Genomic DNA, 20,998 nt, shown 5'->3' on the forward strand with positions numbered 1-20,998 from the left:
CGTCGTCCTTAGGCATCGACTGTGAGCGATAACATGCCGTTCGTCAAGACGTAATGCGCTGGGAACATTGGCCACCGTCGAGCTGCCGATCTTGGCGCTGACGTCTTTCACTCGACTTCCCGCAGGCATCACCCCGGACGCGGACGCAGACCACGACCTGGGCCCTTGAGGAGGCACCGAGAGCGCGTTAACATCGACGTTTGCCCATCGTGCGCGGTGTCGACGAACCGAGCCCTGCCCGTCGACCGGTGGGGGCGCCGCAGGCGTCAATGGCCAGCCCTCGGACCGCACCCGTCGCCTACGTCCGAGTCAGACCGCGCCTCGATCGACCAGGCTGAACCTGGTGTCCAGCGGGGCGTCGCCGAGAAACTCGACGAAGATCTCCCTCTTGGTCGGGCTCCACTGCACCGGGCCGTACTCCTCGCTGATGATGGAGTAGGAAGCGCGCCCTTTGTCGTCCTTGCCCTCACGGAAGATCGTGAACAGGGTTGCTTTGGTGGGCCGACAGTCGGCTCCCACCAGCGACTTGTACCCCTCTGAATCGACCTTGACCCCGACGCAGGGTCGGTGGGCGATCTCCGGGTTCACCGATTTGATCATGAAGTCGACACCGACCGGTTCGAGCACGAAGAGCGCATCCTTGCCGGTCCCGTCGCCGACCTCGACTTCGCCGTGCGACGGCAGCGACAGGTCACGGTCGATCTCCACCAGGTGCAGCAGGAATCGCCGCTGACCGGCCAGCATGGCCTGGGTCGGGTCCGCGCTGACCGCCGGCGAGGCGGACGGCTTTCCCGACGCGGGCGTGGACGCCGTGACCGCCGGCCCGCTCGTCGCCGGGCTACCGCTCGGCGTCGAGCCGGCCTGGTCCGGTTCGGACCGCCCGCCCAACAGCTGCGGGCCGAACAGGAAAGCGGGCACCAGCACGGCGATCAACGCAGCGGTCGCCCCCAGCGCGGTGAGCCAGCGACGCCCGCGTGAACCCGCGCGACCGGCCGTGGCCAGACCCGATGGTGTCGACCGCGCGCTTTGATCATCACCACTGGCAGCGGGCGACACATTCGGCGGCGTCGCGCCCGAAAGTTGGGCCGGCCCGCCGGCACCCACCGGAGTCGCTGCGGTCAACAGCCCGTCGAGCAACTCCCGGGCGGTGGGCCGGGCAGCTGGGTCCTTCTCCAACGCCCGGGAGACCAACTCCCGCAACGGCCCACCGAGCCCGGTCAGGTCCGGCGGTTGAGTGAGGATCCGCATCGCGGTGGCGGTAGGGGAGTCGCCCCCGAACGGGCTGCGGCCGGTCGCGGCGTAGGCGACCAGGGCGCCCCAGGCGAAGATGTCCGCGGCCGGGCCCGCCGGACGGCCGGAAGCCGTGTCGAACCGCTCCGGAGCCATGTACGAGAGGGTCCCGACCATCTGGTTGGTACGGGTGTGCTGGCTCGTCGCCTCGAACGCTCGGGCGATGCCGAAGTCGATGACCTTGATCCCACCCGGTGCGACCAGGACGTTCGCCGGCTTCAGGTCGCGATGGATCACCCCGGCACCGTGGATGGCGGTGAGCGCGGTGGCGACCCCAACCGCGATGCTGTGCAGCCGCGCCGCCCCCAGCGGACCCTGTGTTCGGACCACCTCGGCCAGGCTGGGGCCCTCGACGTACTCCACCACCAGGTACGGCGGTTCATGGTCCGGGTCGGCGTCCAGGACCTCGGCGGTGCAGAACGGTGGAACCTGGCGGGCGCGGTTCACCTCACTACGGAACCGCCCCCGGAACTCCTCGTCGTGCGAGAGTTCCGCACGGACGACCTTGACCGCCACCAGCCGTCCCTGCGGAGAGCGGGCCAGGAAGACACTGCCCATCCCCCCGTCGCCGAGCCGGTCGAGCACCTCGTACCCACCGAGGCGTGCCGGGTCACCGGGACGCAACCCGACGCTCACGCCGGGTGCCCGCAGACCGCGACCACCGCGCGAGCCGTTCCGCCCATCACCCGTTCCCCTCAGGTCACTCCGACGCCGGCCGCAGCCTATCGTCCGCCCACCGAACCCGGTCGATGCCGTCCACGAGTCGGTCTCGTCCGGAGCGTCCGGCGGTGCCAACCCTGATTCGTCGCTTGCGAGGACCGACTGAGCAGGCGGCGGTGGTCGGATCATCAGCGATCCGACCACCACCCGGCGCGACCATACGAGCTATCGGCGGCTCCACTGCTGGTTGGCCTGGCCGGTGCAGGTCCAGAGAACGAGCTTCGTGCCGTTTCCCGTACCCACGTTGTACGGGTCAAGGCAGAGGCCGGACTGCACCCCGGTGATGGTGCCGTTGGCGTTGACGTTCCACTGCTGGTTCGTTCCGCCGTGGCAGTCGTAGATGGTGACCAGGGTGCCCGGGGAGGTGCCATAGCCGGCGGCGTCGAGGCACTTGTTGCCGTACACAGTCAGCGTCTTGGTGGTCGTGTAGGTCCACTGCTGGTTGGTGCGGCCGTGACAGTCCCACAACTGCACCTGCGTGCCGTTGGTGGTGGACGAGCCGGGCACGTCGACGCAGCGACCGGACAGGGCACCCACGATCGCCGTGGTCTGTCCGCCGCCGCTGCCCGGGTCGCCGATGCTGCCGGGCACCGACTGCAGCGCGCTGTACCAGCGGGCAGCCATCTTGTCGTAACCGCCGGACGTGGGGTGAACGCCGTCGATCAGGTCGGCGGTGGTGAGTGCGCTGTGCATGTCGACCAGGCGTACCCGCTTGCCGGCGTTCACCTTGCTCTGCACGATGCCGGGGATCGCCGCGTTGAAGGTACGTGCGGCCGCCTCCTGGTTGCTGTTGGAGAGCGGGATGATCTGCGCGACGAACACCTCCGCGGTGGGAGCCGTGGTGGTGATCCGATCGATCAGGGTGGAGAGCCGGTTCGGCGCGGTGCTGACGTTGTAGTTCTGCAGAATGTCGTTGGTGCCGATGTGCAGCAGAACGGTCTGCGGCCGTTGGGTGTTCAGCCAGCCGACGATGTTCGCGTCGATCTGGTCGATGCGCCAGCCGGGATGCCCCTGGTGGTCGTGGTCACCCAGGCTGGAAGGCCCGTTGAACTGTGACCCGACGAAGTCCACCGTGTACCGACCGTTGACGAGCCGCTGCCAGAGCCCGATGCGGTACCCGCCCGGCACCTGGGTGCCCTCGGTGATGGAGTCGCCGAGCGGCATCACCCGTACCCCGCCGTTGGATTCCGCGCTCGCCGGACCGGTCGAGGTCAGCACCCCGGCGAGGACGACCCCGAGCGCGGCGGTCGCCGCGAGCCATCTTGCCCTCGTTCGCATAGATTTCTCCTCTGCAGTGGTAGTGCTGACCGAGGAGTCAGGCCGTCGCGACCCGCGACATCGGCATGACGATGCCGTCGCAGCACTGGGACGGGTTTGTTAACGCTAACAACGATTCATGTAAATTCTTGTCGCTGATCTGGCCCACGTCAAGCGTGCCGGCAACCCGGATCGCGGCGGCAGAGCCAGCGCGCGGCCCGTGCGGATGATCGACTCGGCTTTCGAGAAGTCGGCCCGTCCTGGTGCCAGGGATGCCCCGACTTCATGAAAAACGAGTCGATCATGTCTGCTGCGTCGCCCCGACGGCCTGCGCGAGTGACGCCGAGGATCGGCGAGGCGCTGTGACCGGCGCGGGGTCGCCCGGTGCCGGTCGGGCGGATGAGCGCGTGTGGGGCGATCGGGACGCTGTGGCACCTACGCCGAATGTAGGTCTTTTTCGCATAAGCCCGGTTGATGTGAGCATCGCTCGACTACCTTCGCCCTTGGTGGCGATAACCGATTTGTCGCCGCTGCGCCGGCCTGGGGACAGGGCACGTTCGCTGGAGTGAGCTGGGCGTCAGTGATCATGGTGGCCCTTCGCCGCCTTTGGTCTGCAAACCGCCGGCGGTGGGCCGCTCACCGCGACCTGAGCCCGTCGACGACGACGGTGAGCATACGGTCGAGCCGGGCGCGCTGGTCCGGTCCGCCGGCCACGGAGAGCACGCCGGCGAGGATGCCGCCGACATCGACCGGGTCGATGTCGCTGCGCAGTTCCCCTGCCTCGGCGCCCGCCGCGAGCACCATTCCCAGAATCTGCTGGACCTCGTCGCAGACCGGGCCGGTGCCGAAACGTCCGGAAGCGCTCATGGCAACCAGGGCGTCGCAGATGCCGCGCCGTTCGCCTGCCCACTCGGCGAAGCGGCGCATCCAGGCATGTAGAGCCTGGGCGGGCTGCTCGGTGGCCAGGAAGGATTGCGCATCCTGGCGTAGGGGGCGGATCTGGTCCCGGTAGACCTCCTCCACCAGATCCTCCCTGGTGGGGAAGTGGCGATAGAGGGTGGCGTTGCCCACCCCCGCGCGTTTGGCGATCGCGTCCAGGGAGATCGCCTGCCCGGAGGCGAAGGCTTCGGCGGCAGTGGCGATCAGGTGTGCGCGGTTGCGCTGGGCATCGGCCCGCAGGGTGGTCCTTCGCGGAGTCATGGGCGCTCACAATCGCTGGTCCGGCTCGACGGGGGGAATGAATCGGGGAGATCCCCGCTTAGTGTACGGTGACATAAACGGGGAGGTCCCCGTTAGCTGGAGACAGCCGTACGCTCGACGAAAGGCAACCCATGCCCGCAGCGCTCATCACCGGGGGCACAACCGGAATCGGCAGAGCGACCGCCGAACTACTGCACGCCCGCGGCTACCGGGTCGCAGTCACCGGACAGAACCCCGAGTCACTCGCGCGAGCGAGACGAGAGCTCCCCGACGACGTCCTCGTCGTCCCCGCCGACTCCCGTGTCATGGCCGACACCGACGCGCTCATGACGACGGTGTCGGACCGTCTTGGGTCTCTTGACCTGCTGTTCCTCAACGCTGGGATCTTCCGCCCCGCACCGGTGGCCGACGTGACGGAGGCGTCCTTCGACGAACAGGCCGACGTCAACTTCAAAGGCCAGTACTTCACCCTCCAGAAGGCTCTGCCGCTCATGAACGACGGCGGATCGATCGTCCTCACCGTGGGCGTCGGAGCCCGCCGCGGCAGCCCAGGCGCCACGGTGGGAGCAGCGACCCGCGGAGCTCTCCTGGCGATGCTGCCCTCGCTCGCGCTTGAACTGGCTCCACGCAGGATCCGCGTCAACGCCGTGAGTCCCGGAGCGACTGAGACTCCGCTGTTCGACAAGCTGGCAGTGCCCCAGAGCCGCCGGGACGCCATGCGCGCACGCATCCCGTTCGAGCGGTTCGGGTCCAGCCAAGAGGTCGCGGAGGTCGTTGCCTTTCTGGCCTCGGCGGCGGCCGGCTATGTCACCGGCCAGGACATCGTCGTGGCCGGCGGCTACGGACTCGGCGCCTGACATTCGGGCACGTCGCCCATCTCCCGAACACCCGAAACCACCACCACAGGAGAAGCACATGCCACTCACCCTCGACACCTACCGGCAACTGGGGCGCTCCGGCCTGCGGATTTCGCCGCTCGCGCTAGGCGCGGCCACCTTCGGCAACGACTGGGGCTGGGGGGCCGAGCAGGATGAAGCCCGCAAGTTGTTCGACCTCTACGTCGAGCGCGGTGGGAACTTCATCGACACGGCGGTCACCTATACCAACGGCACGTCGGAACGCATGATCGGCGAGTTCGCCCAGGGACGGCGCGACGGGCTCGTGCTGGCCACGAAGTACACGACCCTGCGCCGGCCGAACGACCCCAACTCCGGCGGCGCCAGCCGCAAGAGCCTGTTCGGGGCCGTCGAAACCAGCCTGCGACAGTTGAACACCGACTACATCGACCTTCTCTACCTCCACGTGTGGGACCCCACCACACCCGTGGAAGAGATCCTGCGTGGACTGGACGACCTCGTCCGGCAGGGCAAGATCCTGTACGTGGCCGTTTCCAACACCCCGGCCTGGCAGGTCTCCCGCATGCAGACGATCGCCGATCTGAGGGGCTGGTCGCCGCTGGTGGCGCTGCAGCTGGAGTACAACCTGGTGGAGCGGACCGGGGAGCGTGACCTCATCCCGATGGCGCAGGAGATGGGGCTGGGCACCGTACTGTGGTCGCCACTGGCGGGAGGAGTGCTCACCGGCAAATACAGCCGTGAGGACCTGACCACCCCGCCGAACCACAACAGTGGAAGCGTCCGGAAGAGCTTCAACGTGGCCCTCGGGGGCGTGACCGAGCGCAACCTGGCCATCGTGGACGTGGTCAAGGACGTCGCCGAGGAACTGGGCCGTACGCCGGCTCAGGTCGCGCTCGCCTGGACCCTGCAGAACCCGGGGGTGACAGCGCCGGTCATCGGAGCCCGGACCACCGAACAACTACGGGAAAACCTGGGAGTCCTGGAGGTCGACCTCAGCCCGTCGCACCTGGCCCGTCTGGACGAGGTGAGCGCCATCGACCTCGGCTTCCCCCACGCGATGCTCGCCAGCGACCACATTCGCGTGCAGACCCGCGGCGACCTGAAGATCCAAGCCCGCCGCTGATTCGACGCGGCGACACTCCCGCCCATGGCCGGCCGGGTACTCAGCCGAGCATCTGCCGCAGAACTGGAGAACTCCCGCGATGGGGGCGAGGGCGAACTTCACCTCGCCCCATCGCGGTGTCACTCACCTGTGGCGGCCTGCTCTCCGTGCGTCGGGTGCCTGACGACGAAGCCCAGGGCCAGGTGGGTGGGTGACAGTCCGGCGTCGTCGGCGATCGGTACGAGTCGTTCGACGGTCGCGTGGTTGCGGGGGTCGGTCATGTGCCGGGGCACCCAGTGCATGCGCCCGGTGGAGGGCTGTTCGCCACCACGGAAACGGCCGGTGAGCAGGCCCGACGCGAGAGGGCTCCACGACCCGCCGCAGCGCCACCATCGTCACATCGACGCTTCCGCACCGCCGCGGGCGCGCAGCAACGACATCGCCTGCAACGGCATCAATGTGCAGGGATCCACGATGGAGCACGAAGGCGTTAGGCTTGCCCGGACACGCGATCACTCCTCCCGTACCGCGGTCCGCCTTGAAGGAGCCCCGGTGACGAACACGTCCTCGTCTGCGTACGACAAGCTCGACACCAGCGTTGCCCACTCCGCCCGCCTGTGGAACCACCTCCTAGGCGGTAAGGACAATTTCGCCGCCGACCGGGAGGCCGCCGCGCAGGTCCTCGCCTTCATGCCGGAGTTGGTGCAGTCGGCCCGGTTCAACCGGCAGTTCCTCGGTCGCGCGGTCCGGTACCTCGCTGACGAGGTGGGGATCCGGCAGTTCCTCGACATCGGCACCGGCCTTCCCACCGCGGACAACACTCATGAAGTCGCCCAGAGCGCCGCACCTGACTCGCGCATCGTCTACGTCGATAACGACCCGATGGTGTTGGCTCACGCCCGCGCGTTGCTGACCAGCAGCCCGCAGGGCGCCACCGATTACATCGACGCGGACATCAGGGACATCGAACGGATCATCACCGAAGCGCGCCGCACACTGAACTTCGACCAACCCATCGCGATCATGTTGCTCGGCATTCTCAACTTCGTCGTCGACGACGCGGAGGCGGCCCGCATCGTTCACCAGCTGCTTGACGCCGTCCCAGCCGGCAGCCACCTGGTGATCTCCCATCCGACCCGCGAGGTCAACCCGGAGGCCGTCGACCGGGCCGTGCGGATGTGGAACGCTGGCGGCTCAGCGCCAATGACGATCCGGTCCCCTGCGCAGATCACCGACCTGTTCGCCGGGCTGCAACTGATCGATCCCGGGCTCGTCACCTGCTCGCGCTGGCGCCCTAACGGCAACGACACGACGCCCGCCTCCGAGTACTGCGCCGTCGCCCGCAAGAACAACTAACGGCACGGTTGTCGCCGGGGCGTGCACCTTCACCGCCGTACACGATTGAGTGCAGGACCTCGACCGCCCGGCTTGGCGCAAGCTCGGCTTCACCGGCACGGCAGAACGACGGATACGCCCCCGCCACCTAAAGGTGGACGAGGGCGTATCCGTTCGTACCAGCCGGCGGGGACCCTGCGGCGAGGGCCGGGTCACAGCCATCCGCGCGGCGACCCCTCACCTGTCCAGCGCAACGACGTCGGCGCTCGTCGGCGGAGCGCCACCGGCGCCCTGGACAAACAGCCCGCTCGAGACCGTATCGACGTACGGGAGTGGCGGCCCGATCGGGGGGAACGTACGAGGTGGTGCGGGACCTGCGCTACATGACGAGCTGATCCGCGGCTCGCGGGCGTGGCAATGACCCCGAGCCCACCGCTGCCTCACTGCTGGGATGATCTCGGCTCGTCCCCGGCCGGGCGGCGGCCAGGATGGTCGAACGGGGCAGTTGAACCGGAGCGTCCGTGGGCGCCATGAGCGCGGCGGCGACGCCATGACCCAGGCAAGAGCCTGCTGCGCGGAACTCTCACGAGATGTCCGCACCCATCCGGCCGAATCCGAGCGAAGTACGGGTGGTGGATCGCGCAGCCACCACCCGTACCCGACCGGAAGAAAGCTCGAAAATGAGTTCACCCATCTCGGCAAGCAGGCCGCCGCCGTCATCACCACCCGCGCTCGTCGCTTCCGCCCTGAGCACCGCTCCCGCCCAGGCCACCGGTGTGAAGCCGCTGAAGACCAAGTCCCGGGCCACGGTGCTGACCGCGGACAGAGCGGCTTCGACCGCAAGGGCACGACTCGACATCCTGGCCGCCGCGGTGCGCGAGTAGCCGAAGATCGGATACGAGACGCCTGCCGGTCGCCGATTCAATCAAGCCTGTCAGTATGAAGTCCGTGGATCACTACGGGCTTTTGCGGCGAGCCGCGACCGACGCGGGTTTCACCGAGACCGAGACGGCGACGTTCGCCGAGCTGCTGCGCTTCTCCATCTGGGCAAATCAGCAGTACAACGGCGAGATCGTGGCGCATCCTCGGGGGCTGCCGGCCGGTCAGCCCGCCGACCTGCTCGTCGGTCGGGCCGGCGGCCTGCCGCAGCTGCCGGTCGGCACGCTGTGGCCCACCGACCCGGAGGGCTACCCGCTGCCGTTCATCGCGTCCTTCGACTGTGCCGCGCTGCCGCGGGTCGAGCGCCTGCCGCTACCGTCGGACGGCTCCCTGCTGGTGTTCCTTCATCACGAAGAGGACTACGACGTCTGTGAGCGCAGCGACAAGCAGCAGTACGGGCGGCTGCTTCATGTACGCGCCGGCGCGGAGACCACGGCGCAGCTGCCGGCTGACTACGCTGCCCATCCCTACTACAAGAACCGTAACTTCATCGCCCCCGAGCAGGACCTTTTCGCTGTCGTCCACGCCGACCTGCCCTCGTGGTTGACCGCCGAGGATGCGGACCTGTCCGACTTTCAGCAGCAGCTGGCGCGCGACATGCCGCACCGTCGGGAACTGTGTGCCCTGGTCGACCGGCTCTGGCCGGCCGCCAACTTCACCGCCTTCCAGTTCGGCGGCTACTCATGGAACACCGGCGGGGTGTCCTACGACAACCTGTACGACGATCCTGAGCTGGAGATGGCGGAGACGAAGCTTCGAGGCCGCCTGACCAGCGTCGACCGCGCCCAGGAGGCCTTCCTCGTGGAACAGGAGTTGCAGAGGGTACGCCGGGAGTGGCTCCCGTTGATGCAGTTCCGGACCCGTGACGACGTCTACTTCGGCCGCTTCATGATCCGCGTCGACGACCTCGCCGCCCAGCGGTTCGACCGCGCCGTCTCCTGGACCGAGTTCACCGAATGAGCGAGGACAGGGGTTGCTCTCCCGGTGGCGCCCCTCGGCGCTGAACATGACCCGGTCGAATTCATGTTCAAGGAGCACGTGGGCCATCTCGTGGGCGACGTTGAATCTGCGGCGGCGCGGCAGGTGCGAGGTGTTCTCCACGATGAACTGGCCCGTTCCCGCGGGCACCAGCGCCGCAGACCAGACATCCGGACGCTCGGAGGCGTAGAAGGTGACGGAGCCTTCAGGGCACCCGAACTCTGTCAGGCCGTCGAGCGGGTGCACTGCGATCCCGTGCTCGCGGGCGAGTTCGTAGGGGCACAGCTGGTCGAATTCGGTGAGATCGAGGTCGGTCTTGCGGATGTCGATCGCCCGGCGCTGGATCTCGGCCTTGGAGAGCCTCTTGGCCACGGGTCACCGGTTCCGAGCCGCGCGTTGGGTGGCGTGCAGCTTCATAGCCGCCAGCCGGCGCAGGTTGCCGTGGCCACGGCACTGCTGGGACGTCCCGGATAGGACCCCGCTTGATCAGCGCAGGGCCGCCCGGCCTTCGGAAGCCACGTCGATCACCTCGGCGGTCTCGCGACGGATCCGCTCGCTCCCCCAGGCGCCGAGCGGCCCGATCGCCTGGTTGAGCGTGCGCCCGTGCTCGGTCAAAGAGTATTCCACCCGGGGCGGCACCTCGGCGTGGACCTTCCGGCGCACCAGGCCGTCCTCCTCGAGCTCGCGCAAATGCTGAGTCAGCATCTTCTCGCTCACTCCGGGCAGACCCCGACGCAACTGCGCGAAACGGCGTACGCCATGGGCCTCGAGTTCCCAGAGGATCAGGCCTTTCCACTTGCCGCTCACCACGTCGAGCGCCGCGTCGATGCCGCAGATGTACGGCCCGCGTCGGGATGACTTGGCCACCGCTGGCCCCCTTACTGAAAGGTAAGTACCGCAGGATTTAGTGCGTACTTACGAGATAGTGACACGTCGCCGAGCATGGACAGGTGAACAACCGACAGCACAACAGCGCCGTCACCGTGATCGGGCTCGGCCCGATGGGCCAGGCGATCACCCGCACCCTCCTCGCCGCCGGGCACCCCGTCACGGTCTGGAACCGCACCACCGGCCGGGCCGAGGGCGTCGTCGCCGACGGCGCGACGCTCGCGGTGACACCCGCCGAGGCGGTCGAGGCGAGCAGCCTCGTCATCCTCAGCCTTACCGACTACCAAGCGATGTACGACATCCTCGGCCCGGCCACCGCGTCTCTCGCCGGCCGGACGTTGGTCAACCTCAGCTCCGACACTCCCGACCGCAGCCGCGAGGCGGCATCCTGGGCGGCGGGCCACGAAGCGGCCTTCCTCACCGGCGGCGTCATGGTCCCAGCGCCGATGGTCGGCACCGACGCGGCGTACGTCTACTACAGCGGCCCCAGCGAAGTGATGGACGGCAGCCGAGAGGCGCTGGCCCAGCTCGGCGCGCCGCACCACCTGGGCGAGGACCCGGGCCTCGCCCAGATGATGTATCAAGCCCAGCTCGCCGTATTCCTCGGCACTCTGTCCGCGTTGATGCACGCCACCGCGATGCTGGGTGCCACGGGAATGACGGCCACGGAGGCAATGCCGGAGCTGATCGCCTCGGCCGAGTCGATCGGCGCCATCCTCCGCGCCGGCGAGGAAACCCCCGGCGCCGCGCTGGACGCTGGAGAACACCCCGGCGATCTCAGCACGGTCACCATGATGGGCGCGACCGCCGACCACATCGTCGAGACCAGCACGACACTGGGCCTCGACCTCGGGCTTCCCCTGGCCGTGCGAGCACATTATCGGCATGCGATCGGGAATGGGCACGGCGGCGACAACTGGACCCGCATCATCGACAGCATCCGCGACCCACGCGACAAGCGGCCTCGTCTCATCAGCTGACTTGCGGGACCCATCCGACGAGCAAATATACGCCGGCAAGCCACGCCGTCCTCTGGCCAACGCCGCCGACTCCCTGCTGCCGGGTCGAAGCCCTGGCCGCGCCCGCAACCCTGCGGGGCTGGCCGACACTACGCGGCAGCATCTTGGCCATGCACGGAGAGTAAGAAGGTATTCACAGTCCTGGCTAGACAAGAAGAAGCCCTCTAGCTGCCTTACGGCCTGCTAGAGGGCTGTTTGTGCGCCCGAAGGGACTCGAACCCCTAACCTTCTGATCCGTAGTCAGATGCTCTATCCATTGAGCTACGGGCGCTTGTGCTCAGCCAGTGTACACACCCGGCTTTCGCGCGGAGACTCCGGGATTCGAACCCGGGAGGGGCTTTAAGACCCCAACCGCATTAGCAGTGCGGCGCCATAGACCAGACTAGGCGAAGTCTCCCTGGTGATCCTCAGACCACCGCGCCCGAGGATACAGGTCGCCACCCACCGGGAGCAAAACGACTTCCGGGGTACGCCCACCGGGGTCGGCCCGCCCCCGTGTTTCAACGCTGTGCGTTGGCGTGATCGGGACTACGCTCCATCGATATGCAGGAGCAGCCGCCCAGCGAGTCGACCCGTCGAGAGCCTGCTGAACGAGCGCGTCCGCGCTCCCCACGGGCCACCTTCCGGCCGCCGATCGCGGCCGAGGAGCCCACCGAGGTGGTGGAGCCTGAAGCGGCAGCACCGCCGGCAGCCGCCCCGGCGAGCCAACGCCCTCGACGGGCCAAGGCTGCCCCGGCGGTGCTCTTCCAGCCGCCGGAGCCGGACCGACCCCTGCCTCGACAGCCCCGACCCGCACCGACCGAAACTTCCGAGGCGGGCGCGGAGCAGCCCGTACAGCCGAACGGCGACCAACCGGGCCCAGCATCAGGCATCGCACCGATACCGCCGAAGGCCCGGACCACCCCTGTTCGCAAGACTGCCCCCCGGAAGGCAGCCGAGACGCCCGCCGAGGTGACCCCGACCACGCCGGCATCCCGCAAGCGCGCTGCAAACCTCACCAGAGCAGCAAGCACCAAGGCCGCGCGCACCACCCAGGCCGCGAGCACCACGGCAGCAGGGAGCGCCGCCACCACCGCCGCGAGCCCGATCGAAGAGGCGAGCACCACACCGGCGACGCCGGTCAGAGCCGCAAAGACGACCAAGCGCGCGGTCACCCCACGCAAGAGCACCGCGCCTACCGAGCCCGCCCCCGAACCCGTGGCCGCGCAGCGGACGGCACCGACCGAGCACGAGCAGCAGGCGGCATCCGCCGAGCAGCAGCTGTCACCGGCAGAACCCGCCGCGCGGCAGGCTGAGCCGGCTCTGGGGCGTACCCCGGAATCGGAGCTGCGCGCGGTCGCCGCGCGCGTGCTCGACCACCCTGGCTTCGCGCCGGAGCTGTTGGCTCTGGCTGCGGTGCGGACGTTCGGGCCCGGCGCGGCCGAGTGGGCCGCTGGGTTGCGCGACAGGTATGCGGACGCCTCGGCGGACGGCCTGGCCCGGTTGGCGACCCGGCGGTTCGTCCGCTCGGCGGGTGCGGGTGGGGCAACCGCCGCGCTGGCCGGGTTCTTCGCGCCGCTGGCCGAGTTGGCGGCGGTTCTGTGGACGCACTCTGAGCTGGTACTGCACCTGGCCGCCGCGTACGGCAAGGATCCGACGCATCCCGACCGGGCCGTTGACCTGCTGGTGCTGACCCAGGTGCACCCGGATCGGGCGAGCGCGGCGGCGGCTCTGGCCGCCGCCGAGACGGCGGGTGACCCGGTCGAGGGGGCATGGCCGCGGGTGGCGGAGGCGGCCTGGCGACTGGCCGCGCCGCTCACGGCGCAGGCCGGTGGTTGGGTGGCCTTGCGGCTGGTGGCCCGGTTGCTGCCGGGCGCGGCGGTGCTCGCGGCGGCGTTGGGTGACGCGGCGGCGGCCGACCGGCTCGCGGCCCGAACGGTGGCCGTCTACCGACCCGACCGGCGCTGACGGATCAGAGCCAGTCGAACCACTCCCGGGGCAGCAGTGCGTAGCCGACGAAGGCGAACACGTCGAGCACTGTGTGCGCGATGATCAGCGGCATCACCCGCCGGGTACGCAGGTAGAAGAGGCTGAACACGACGCCCATGATCGCGTTGCCGACGAACGCGCCGAAGCCCTGGTACAGGTGGTACGAGCCGCGCAGCAACGCGCTGGCCGCGATGATCGCGGCCAGCCGCCACTGGAGCTGGCGCAGCCGGGTGACCAGGTAACCGACCACGATCACCTCTTCCAGCACGGCGTTCTGCACGGCGGCGAGGATCAGCACCGGAACCGCCCACCAGACGTCCGGCAGCGCGGCCGGCACCAGCGTGGCGTTGAGGCCCAGGTGGGCCGCCACCCAGAACAACGCCAGCCCGGGTAGGCCGATGAGCGCCGCCAGGCCGGCGCCGCGGGCCACGTCCTGACCGGGCCGTCGGGCGTCCAGGCCGAGGGTCCGCGCCGGGTCGCCGGGGTCACGGGTGAGCAGGTGTACGGCGAGCAGCACCGGCAGCAGCGCGAACACGATGCCGAGCAGCTGGTACGTGAGGTCCAGCCAGGGGCGGGCCGACGCCGAGGTGTTCAGCGAGGCGGTCTGCTTGGAGAGCGGACCGTCGGCGGTCAACTTCGCGATGATCGACACCACCGCGTAGATCGCGGACTGGCCGAGGGAGAGGCCGAGGACCAGCAGCGTCTCGGTGCCCAACAGTCGGCGGGACACCGGGCGGGTCAGCTCAACGGTCACCGCACCACTCTGCCCGACGTACGGCACCCGTGACATGGCCGACCGGCCACCATGAGCCGATCGCACATTCTGTGCGACCAGTCGACACTCTCCGTGGAGATTCTATGGGCGCCCGATCCGTTGTCGTCTGGAGAAGGAGCGTCCGTGGACAACCTCGCGCGGTTGCTGAAGGAGAGCTGGACCCTGGTCGAGGACGACCGGGTCCGGTTGAGCGGTCACTTCTACGCTCGGCTGTTCCTGCTCGACCCCGCCCTGCGGCAACTCTTCCCGGTGCAGATGACCGGCCAGGGCGACCGTCTACTCGAAGCGATCATCACGGCGATCCACACGGTCGACGACCCGGAGAGCTTCGACGAGTTCCTCCGGGCGCTGGGCCGCGACCATCGCAAGTACCACGTCGACGAGCGGCACTACGCCACGATGGGCGTCGCGCTGCTGGACGCGCTGCGCAGCACCGCCGGTGACGGCTGGAACCTGGAGTACGACCAGGCGTGGCGGGAGGCGTACGCGGCGATCGCCGCCCTGATGGTGGCCGGCGCCGCCTCCGACGACGACCCGCCGTTCTGGCACGCCGAGGTGCTGACCCACGAGCGGTACGGCCCGGACACCGCCGTGCTGACCTGCCGGGCGTTGCAGCATCCGCTGCGCTGGCAGGCAGGGCAGTACGTGAGCCTGGAGGTGCCGCGCTACCACCCCCGGGTGTGGCGCAACTACTCGGTGGCGAACGCCCCGAACGACGACAACGTGCTGGAGTTCCACGTGCGGTCTCCGGGGGCCGGTTGGGTGTCCGGCGCCCTGGTGCGGCGGGTGCGGCCGGGTGACCTGATCCGCCTGGCGGCGCCGATGGGGTCGATGACCCTGGACCGCGCCTCGGAACGGGACATCCTCTGCGTGGCCGGCGGCGTCGGGCTGGCGCCGATCAAGGCGCTGGTGGAGGAGTTGGCCACTTTCAACCGGACCCGGTGGGTGCACGTCTTCTACGGCGCACGGCAGGCGGCCGACCTGTACGGCCTGGACGGGTTGCAGGAGTTGGTGGCCGTACACCCGTGGTTGTCGGTCACCGCGGCGTGCAGTGAGGATCCGGACTTCGACGGCGAGCAGGGCGAGATTCCGGAGGTGGTGGCCCGGTACGGCCCGTGGACCACGCACGACTGCTACGTCTCCGGTGCCGCCCGGATGGTCCGGTCCACCCTGCGGGTGCTCGCCGCGGACAACGTGCCGCCGCCGCACATCCGCTACGACACCTTCGGTGACCTTTAGACGTTCCTCCCCCCACACCGGGGCGCGTGCCCCTGCCCCCTGGGGCACGCGCCCCGGTCCCTTCCTGGTCAGTAGCGCCAGGGGCGCCCGGTCTCGCGGTACTCCTCCACCGGCACCAACGGCACGCCGGGTGCCATCCGGTCGACGTAGAGCCGGCCCTCCAGGTGGTCGATCTCGTGCGCGACCAGCCGGGCCATGCCGAATTCGAACGACGTGATGATCCGGCTGCCGTCCCACTGGGCGTGTTCCACGTCCAGGCGCAGCGGCCGGGGCACCAGACCCCGGTGGTCGAAGAAGGAGAGGCAGCCCTCGTACTGCTCGTCGGTCTCCGGGTCGGCGTCGACCACCCGGGGGTTGAGCAGCACGACGGGCTCCGCCGACCGGTCGGGGGGCCGCACCACGGCCGCCGCGCGGCCGATGCCGAACTGCGACGCGGCGACGCCCACTCCCTTGCTGAACGGGTGCAGCTCGTCGAGCCGGGCCAGGGCCATGGTGAGCCGGTCGACCACGTCCCGGGCGACGTCTTCCTCCCCGGGCAGGTCGAACGGGCGGGCCCGCTGGCGGAGCAGGTCGTCCCCGCGTTGCACGATGCCGAGGCCGCGCATCCGGTCGCTGGGTCGGACCCGGGCGCCGCCGGGGCCGATGTCCGGTTCGGTGTCGGGGCGGGCACGGAACCGCCACTGCATCCGGTAGCGGGCGTTCAACGGGGGGTCGTCAGTCTGCCAGTCGTAGATCACCCGGTCGCCCTCGTCGTGACGCTGCGGCGCCGTCCGCAGCGGGCCCTCCTCCGCGCTGAGCGAGGTCTCCACGCCCCAGACCTGCGGGTCGAGGGCCGCAGGCAGGTCCAGGCGTACGGCGAGCTGCCGGGTGGGCAGTCGGACGGCTCGCTGGAACCACGGGCCCCACTTTTCGGGCCCGACGCTGTACGCGTATTCGATGGTGGCCCGGTCGCCCGGGTAGAGGGGGAAGCGTCGCTCCCCGTTCTCGAAGAGCAGCCAGATTTCCTTGAACGCGTCCCGATCGTGCTTGGCTCGCCAGTGCATCGGCTCCGGATCTCCGCCGCCGTCGTCCCGACGGGCCTGTATCTGCAGCTCGGCGAAGGTGAGGGGGTGCTCCCGATGGTGCCGGTTGGAGCGGCCGGGGTCGTTCGGGTAGCGGTCGACGGCGACCCGGACGAGGTAGCGGGTGACCGGCTCGGTGCCGGCGTTGTACAGCTCACGGTGGATGACGCACCGGTAGCCGTCGTCGGCGTGGGTGAGGGTGGCCAGTTCCCGTTCCACGACCAGGCCGGTGCCGGGTGGCAGCCACTGTCCCGGCAGGTACGGCTCGCGGTGCGGCTGACCCGACCGGGCGTGCCGTAGGTCGTCGTACTCCCGGAAGCGCTGCCAGATCGCGCCGCTGGCCTCCAGGACGGCCTCCGCGCGACGGGCGAAGTCCTCGGTTGGGCGGTGCCGGCGCCCCTCGACGTGGCTCACGTAGGACGGGTCGAACCCCATCAGGACGGCCAGTTGCTTCTTGGACAGCCCGCGCCCGGTCCGTTGCCGGGCGAGTTCGGCCGCGAAGGAGTCGGCAGCCCGTTCGAGGGGGGAGGTCGTCATCGGCTTCCTCGTGGCCGGGGCTATAAGTTTTCACGTTCCGTGCGCGAGCACACACGCAAGTGGCATGTTTTCGACACACCGCTTGACAATGCACCGATGGCCATCGATTGTGCGGCGGCGTTTCCCAGCACTGACTCCGGGTAGTACGCGAAGCGCTACTCCCGTTGAACACGGGGCGACCTGGGCGTCTGGGATGTGACCAAGGTGAGGCTTCCCTTACGGGCAGGAGCTTGGTTAGGCTAGCCTTAGCTCAGGACGGCACTGGTTCGTCCGCCGGGGCGCACTCCTCGGTCACACAGACAGGGGACGACTCAGGTGACAGCGGTGATGCCACGGCGGGAGGCCACCACCACGCCGCTCGCCCCCGTCACCGCGGCGCTCCGGGCCATGTTCGGCACAGACGACCTCCCCGGCCTCGCCCGGGGCCTGCTGGTCGACGACGAGCTCGGCTGGGCGCCCGCCACCACCCTGATCGACGGCAGCCGACTGCCGGAGCTGCTGAACGGCGCCGCCGTCCGCTGGGGCGGCACCCCGCACGCCTGCGCGGCGCTGGCCTGGAAGTCCTACAGCTACTGGGCGGCGCTGCCGGTAGTGCTCGGCTGGGCCTCCGCCCGGCGGGTGCCCCTGCTCGATCCGGCCGACCTGCTGATCCACTTCGAGGACCATCGGCAGCTGCTCACCATGGGCCTGCGCCGAGGCACCACCGTCGCGGTGCTGCCGAACGATCCGCTGGCGCTGGCCGGCCTGCCGGAGGTGCGGGTCGTCGCCGACGAGGCGGAGCTGCTGGCCGCACTGCGCGCGTCCCTGCTCGACGCTCACCTGGCGCCCCTCATCACGGCGATCCAGTCCGAGGTCCGGGTGGGCACCCGGACGCTGCTCGGCTCGGTCGCCTCCGGCATCGCGCACGGCATCCTGCGGGCCGCGGACGCCCTGCCCGGCTCCACGGTGCAGAGCATCGACACCCTGCTCGGCGCACTCGACCTGGCCGACCTGATCGAGCTGGTGCCGGGGCCGACCGGTGAGCCGACAGTGCAGCGCCGCACCTGCTGCCTCGCCTTCACCCTGCCCCGGCCGAAGGTCTGCCAGGGCTGCTGCGTCCGCTAGGCCGGCCGCGCTACTGCTCAGTCGGTCAGTGACCGGACGTCCCACACCCACACCCCGCCGGTGAAGACCGGTTGGATCCCGGTCAGCTCGGTCATGCCCCGGCGCAGCGCGGCCTCGTGCTCGTGTGGCCCGAGGATCACCACCCCGGCCCGCCAGTAGCGCAGGTCGTCGACCGCTCGGACCCGGCTCTGCGGGGTGATCGGCGGCACCGCCCCGGTGCGCCGGATGGTGGCGAAGAAACTGCTGGTGGGGCGGGGAGTCGCACCGAACAACGCGACCTTCGGCGGATCGGCGTTCGGGCGGGTGTCCGGGCCGAGGAAGTAGCCACGGGCCAGCGGCATGTCCAGCCGGGTCGCCGCGGACCAGCGCAGCGGCTCGGCGTAGGTCGTGTCCGGCAACGGCAGGGTCACCACACTGCGCCCACCGGTCACGTACGGCCGCCAGGCCCCACTGGTCACGAAGCTGGGGACCGGGTCGAGGCGGGCCACGGGCAGCGGGGTGGGGACGATCGGCAACAGGGCCATGGTGAGCACGGTGGCGGTGACGAAACGGACCTGCCCCCGGGCGGCCGGATGCGCTTCGGCCAACTCGCGGGCACGTTCGGCCCCGTAGGCGAGCAGCAGCCCGATGATCGGTGTGATCGCCAACGCCCAGCGTGTCGGCACCACCGAGTGCAGGATGGGCAGGTTCTCCAGCGCCGCCCAGGGGCCCGGCACACCCGTACCCCGGTTGTCGAAGCGGACCTCCCGACCCAGCGAGAGCACCGCGAAGAGCAACCCGAGCGCGGCCAGCGCGAGCACCACGATCGAGCGGCGCAGCCACCAGACCAGGGCGATCACCAGCACCACCAGCGCCCAGCCGAAGAAGCTGTTCTCCTCGGTCGGGTTCTTGGCCAGGCCCGCGGCGGTGCGCGCGCTACCGGCAAGTGACTCCCGGGAGTACGCGACGAACGAGGCCACGTCGCTGGAGTAGCCACGGATCAGACGGGACAGCCCGGAGTACGCGCCCGGTCCGAAGAACTGGACGTACAGGGGGTACGCGAGCAGGAGCAGGGCGACCCCGGCGGCGACGGCCAGCCCGGCGAGGAAGGATCGGGCCCGCGACCGTAGATCCGGGCGGCCGACGGCGAGCACGCCGACGATCACGCCGAGCCCGATCGCGGTCATCAGCAGGATCTCCAGGTTGAGGAACGCCTGCCAGACGATGACCAGCCCGAGGAGGACCCCGTTGCGCAGCCAGCGGCCCGGTTCACCGAGTCGCAGCGTGCGCCAAATGATCAACGGGACGACGAACTGCGACACGATGTTCGGGTGCCCATTGGCGTGCGACACCATGGCCGGCGCGAACGCGCAGAAGCCGGCGCCCAGCCACGCCGGCCCCCGACTGCCGATCAGGACCCGGGAGAGCAGGAAATACCAGGCCGTGGCCGTGGCAATCATCCCGGCGGTGAGAAAGACCAGAAATGACGCTCGCGGCCCGAACAGCAGGGTGATCGGCGTCATTGGCAATGAAATGGATAATACGGACGTATTGGCCATCAGATTGACGCCGTCGGGGACGTTCATCTGATTGGAATGGAACGGATACGCAAAGTGCGTGACCACTCGCGCACCGTGGGCCATCATCCATTCGAACTGCGACTGATCGGACTGGTTGTCCCGCACATCGCTGCCCGGGTCCAGCCAGAGTCGACAGGTGATCCAGAAGCCGAGCGCCACGAAGCTCAGCACGGCGGCCAGATCGGCCCAAACCCCCTTGCGGGAAGGCCGAACCGCACCGGAGGCCCCCTCCGCCGACGGCGCGGCGGCCGGGCCGCCGCTGTCGCTGGGCACGTCCGATTCAGGAGTAGTCATGACAATTCATAGGGTAGTCAGCGCATGACGCCGCCGTGACATGTTTCGGGGTACTGCCGTACTATGTGCCGGGTTCGCCGACCGCCGATCACGAACCCACCCCCCGACCACAATTCGGCCACCCCGATGCCCCGATTCTTTCGCCGTCCCAGCGGATGATTCACTCTGTCGGTCCAGGCACGGGTCGAGTTCATATCGTGAGGAATCGACGCATGGCAGAAATCACTGGGGATCAGCGCGTGCAGTCCGAGGTGCTGGAAGGCCTGGCAACCGCTGTCAACCACCGTCGCTGGTTCATCGAACTGGCCGTGCCGTACCTCGGCGACGACCCGATCGAGATCGGCAGCGGTCTCGGTGACTACGCGCTGGAATGGTCCGAGCGGCTCCCGCGGTTCACCGCCACCGAGGCCGACCCGGCCCGGCTGGTGCAGCTCAAGGAGCGCCTGGCCAACCGTCCGAACGTCGACGTCCGCCAGATGCTGCTGCCGCACAACGACCGGGGCGACTACAGCGCCGCCGTCTCGTACAACGTCCTGGAGCACATCGAGGACCACGTGGGCGCGCTACAGAGCATGCGCGACCTGGTCCGACCCGGCGGCGCCGTGATCATCATCGTGCCCGCGTTCCAGTTCGCGATGGGCCCGGCCGACATCGCCACCGGGCACGTCCGCCGCTACACGAAGAAGACGCTCGGGGCGGCGATGACCGACGCCGGTCTGACCATCGAGAAGATGCACTACGCCAACGCGCTCGGGCTGATCGGCTACTTCATGGCCACCAAGGTCTTCCGGCTGATGCCGAAGGAGGGCCCGATGGTCAAGGTGTACGACACCCTCGTCCTGCCCGCCACCAAGGCCGCCGAGCAGCTCGTCCTCC

Annotated in this window: 18 protein-coding genes, 2 tRNA genes and 1 pseudogene; 9 read left to right on the forward strand and 12 right to left on the reverse strand. The window is 69.3% G+C overall.

The genetic code is table 11. The features are described from left to right. Window positions 1-309 precede the first annotated feature (309 nt). The 3 genes from DLJ58_RS07260 to DLJ58_RS07270 all read right to left on the reverse strand — a co-directional run bounded on the left by DLJ58_RS07260 (window position 310) and on the right by DLJ58_RS07270 (window position 4,467). Window positions 310-1,926 (reverse strand): serine/threonine protein kinase, encoded by a 1,617-nt coding sequence (locus DLJ58_RS07260; protein WP_124854433.1) that lies wholly within the window; start codon window positions 1,924-1,926, stop codon window positions 310-312. Window positions 1,927-2,175: 249 nt separating this feature from the next. Further along, window positions 2,176-3,288, reverse strand: a complete 1,113-nt coding sequence (locus DLJ58_RS07265; RefSeq protein ID WP_124854434.1) for a ricin-type beta-trefoil lectin domain protein — start codon at window positions 3,286-3,288, stop codon at window positions 2,176-2,178. A gap of 615 nt (window positions 3,289-3,903) precedes the next feature. Continuing rightward, a complete protein-coding gene (locus tag DLJ58_RS07270) occupies window positions 3,904-4,467 on the reverse strand; it encodes a TetR/AcrR family transcriptional regulator (RefSeq protein WP_124854435.1) in 564 nt (187 codons plus the stop codon). 131 nt (window positions 4,468-4,598) lie between these two features. Here DLJ58_RS07270 and DLJ58_RS07275 point away from each other — a divergent pair, with 131 nt between their 5' ends. Further along, window positions 4,599-5,324 (forward strand): SDR family oxidoreductase, encoded by a 726-nt coding sequence (locus tag DLJ58_RS07275; protein ID WP_124854436.1) that lies wholly within the window; start codon window positions 4,599-4,601, stop codon window positions 5,322-5,324. Between the two features lie 58 nt (window positions 5,325-5,382). Further along, the gene (locus DLJ58_RS07280) at window positions 5,383-6,447 is read left to right on the forward strand and encodes an aldo/keto reductase (protein ID WP_124854437.1); all 1,065 of its coding nucleotides are present in this window, start codon (window positions 5,383-5,385) and stop codon (window positions 6,445-6,447) included. 119 nt (window positions 6,448-6,566) lie between these two features. Here the strand turns inward: DLJ58_RS07280 and DLJ58_RS07285 are convergent, their stop codons facing one another. Next, window positions 6,567-6,776, reverse strand: a complete 210-nt coding sequence (locus tag DLJ58_RS07285; protein WP_124854438.1) for a hypothetical protein — start codon at window positions 6,774-6,776, stop codon at window positions 6,567-6,569. Between DLJ58_RS07285 and DLJ58_RS07290 the strand changes: the two genes are divergently transcribed. Continuing rightward, entirely contained in the window at window positions 6,769-7,782 is a 1,014-nt protein-coding gene (locus tag DLJ58_RS07290) for an SAM-dependent methyltransferase (RefSeq protein ID WP_244218828.1), read from the forward strand. The genes DLJ58_RS07285 and DLJ58_RS07290 overlap by 8 nt on opposite strands. Before the next feature lie 562 nt (window positions 7,783-8,344). Here the strand turns inward: DLJ58_RS07290 and DLJ58_RS33780 are convergent. Continuing rightward, a complete protein-coding gene (locus tag DLJ58_RS33780) occupies window positions 8,345-8,620 on the reverse strand; it encodes a hypothetical protein (RefSeq protein ID WP_158629555.1) in 276 nt (91 codons plus the stop codon). A gap of 80 nt (window positions 8,621-8,700) precedes the next feature. Here DLJ58_RS33780 and DLJ58_RS07300 point away from each other — a divergent pair, with 80 nt between their 5' ends. Further along, complete coding sequence (locus tag DLJ58_RS07300) at window positions 8,701-9,660, forward strand: DUF1963 domain-containing protein (RefSeq protein ID WP_124854439.1); 960 nt, start codon at window positions 8,701-8,703, stop codon at window positions 9,658-9,660. Between the two features lie 96 nt (window positions 9,661-9,756). Here the strand turns inward: DLJ58_RS07300 and DLJ58_RS35110 are convergent. Together DLJ58_RS35110 and DLJ58_RS07310 are read right to left on the reverse strand one after the other, a co-directional pair. Beyond that, window positions 9,757-10,050 (reverse strand): annotated as a pseudogene (locus tag DLJ58_RS35110) (hypothetical protein); the annotation flags it as partial. Between the two features lie 114 nt (window positions 10,051-10,164). Beyond that, window positions 10,165-10,545, reverse strand: a complete 381-nt coding sequence (locus tag DLJ58_RS07310; RefSeq protein WP_124854441.1) for a winged helix-turn-helix transcriptional regulator — start codon at window positions 10,543-10,545, stop codon at window positions 10,165-10,167. A gap of 83 nt (window positions 10,546-10,628) precedes the next feature. Here DLJ58_RS07310 and DLJ58_RS07315 point away from each other — a divergent pair, with 83 nt between their 5' ends. Continuing rightward, window positions 10,629-11,546 (forward strand): NAD(P)-dependent oxidoreductase, encoded by a 918-nt coding sequence (locus DLJ58_RS07315; protein WP_244218829.1) that lies wholly within the window; start codon window positions 10,629-10,631, stop codon window positions 11,544-11,546. Window positions 11,547-11,783: 237 nt separating this feature from the next. On the opposite strand, the gene DLJ58_RS07325 is transcribed toward DLJ58_RS07315, so the two are convergent. Together DLJ58_RS07325 and DLJ58_RS07330 are read right to left on the reverse strand one after the other, a co-directional pair. Then, window positions 11,784-11,856: transfer RNA gene (locus DLJ58_RS07325), tRNA-Arg, on the reverse strand. 35 nt (window positions 11,857-11,891) lie between these two features. Continuing rightward, window positions 11,892-11,982, reverse strand: a tRNA-Ser gene (locus DLJ58_RS07330). 554 nt (window positions 11,983-12,536) lie between these two features. Between DLJ58_RS07330 and DLJ58_RS07335 the strand changes: the two genes are divergently transcribed. After that, window positions 12,537-13,532: a hypothetical protein gene (locus DLJ58_RS07335; protein ID WP_124854443.1), complete on the forward strand. Its 996-nt coding sequence runs from the start codon at window positions 12,537-12,539 to the stop codon at window positions 13,530-13,532. 4 nt (window positions 13,533-13,536) lie between these two features. Here DLJ58_RS07335 and DLJ58_RS07340 read toward each other — a convergent pair whose 3' ends face one another. Further along, the gene (locus tag DLJ58_RS07340; protein ID WP_124854444.1) at window positions 13,537-14,307 is read right to left on the reverse strand and encodes a CPBP family intramembrane glutamic endopeptidase; all 771 of its coding nucleotides are present in this window, start codon (window positions 14,305-14,307) and stop codon (window positions 13,537-13,539) included. A gap of 144 nt (window positions 14,308-14,451) precedes the next feature. On the opposite strand from DLJ58_RS07340, the gene DLJ58_RS07345 reads away from it, so the two are divergent. Continuing rightward, on the forward strand, window positions 14,452-15,567 hold the full coding sequence (locus tag DLJ58_RS07345; RefSeq protein ID WP_124854445.1) for a globin domain-containing protein: 1,116 nt from the start codon (window positions 14,452-14,454) through the stop codon (window positions 15,565-15,567). A gap of 68 nt (window positions 15,568-15,635) precedes the next feature. On the opposite strand, the gene DLJ58_RS07350 is transcribed toward DLJ58_RS07345, so the two are convergent. Then, complete coding sequence (locus tag DLJ58_RS07350) at window positions 15,636-17,165, reverse strand: peptide deformylase (protein WP_124854446.1); 1,530 nt, start codon at window positions 17,163-17,165, stop codon at window positions 15,636-15,638. 327 nt (window positions 17,166-17,492) lie between these two features. Here DLJ58_RS07350 and DLJ58_RS07355 point away from each other — a divergent pair, with 327 nt between their 5' ends. Further along, window positions 17,493-18,269, forward strand: coding sequence for an IucA/IucC family C-terminal-domain containing protein (locus tag DLJ58_RS07355; RefSeq protein ID WP_124854447.1), 777 nt, complete (start codon window positions 17,493-17,495; stop codon window positions 18,267-18,269). Between the two features lie 17 nt (window positions 18,270-18,286). On the opposite strand, the gene DLJ58_RS07360 is transcribed toward DLJ58_RS07355, so the two are convergent. Then, the gene (locus DLJ58_RS07360) at window positions 18,287-20,122 is read right to left on the reverse strand and encodes a DUF6311 domain-containing protein (protein ID WP_124854448.1); all 1,836 of its coding nucleotides are present in this window, start codon (window positions 20,120-20,122) and stop codon (window positions 18,287-18,289) included. Between the two features lie 212 nt (window positions 20,123-20,334). Here DLJ58_RS07360 and DLJ58_RS07365 point away from each other — a divergent pair. Continuing rightward, the coding region (locus DLJ58_RS07365; RefSeq protein WP_148097981.1) for a class I SAM-dependent methyltransferase at window positions 20,335-20,998 on the forward strand (664 nt) is incomplete at its 3' end.

This window comes from Micromonospora arida, assembly GCF_003857035.1.
Taxonomy (GTDB): Bacteria; Actinomycetota; Actinomycetes; order Mycobacteriales; family Micromonosporaceae; genus Micromonospora; species Micromonospora arida.

Coding starts and splice junctions, on each gene's coding strand:
- DLJ58_RS07265 (WP_124854434.1), bottom strand. CDS start 3,288: ATGCGAACGAGGGCAAGATGGCTCGCGGCGACCGCCGCGCTCGGGGTC.
- DLJ58_RS07270 (WP_124854435.1), bottom strand. CDS start 4,467: ATGACTCCGCGAAGGACCACCCTGCGGGCCGATGCCCAGCGCAACCGC.
- DLJ58_RS07275 (WP_124854436.1), top strand. CDS start 4,599: ATGCCCGCAGCGCTCATCACCGGGGGCACAACCGGAATCGGCAGAGCG.
- DLJ58_RS07280 (WP_124854437.1), top strand. CDS start 5,383: ATGCCACTCACCCTCGACACCTACCGGCAACTGGGGCGCTCCGGCCTG.
- DLJ58_RS33780 (WP_158629555.1), bottom strand. CDS start 8,620: ATGTCGAGTCGTGCCCTTGCGGTCGAAGCCGCTCTGTCCGCGGTCAGC.
- DLJ58_RS07300 (WP_124854439.1), top strand. CDS start 8,701: ATGAAGTCCGTGGATCACTACGGGCTTTTGCGGCGAGCCGCGACCGAC.
- DLJ58_RS07350 (WP_124854446.1), bottom strand. CDS start 17,165: ATGACGACCTCCCCCCTCGAACGGGCTGCCGACTCCTTCGCGGCCGAA.
- DLJ58_RS07355 (WP_124854447.1), top strand. CDS start 17,493: ATGCCACGGCGGGAGGCCACCACCACGCCGCTCGCCCCCGTCACCGCG.
- DLJ58_RS07360 (WP_124854448.1), bottom strand. CDS start 20,122: ATGACTACTCCTGAATCGGACGTGCCCAGCGACAGCGGCGGCCCGGCC.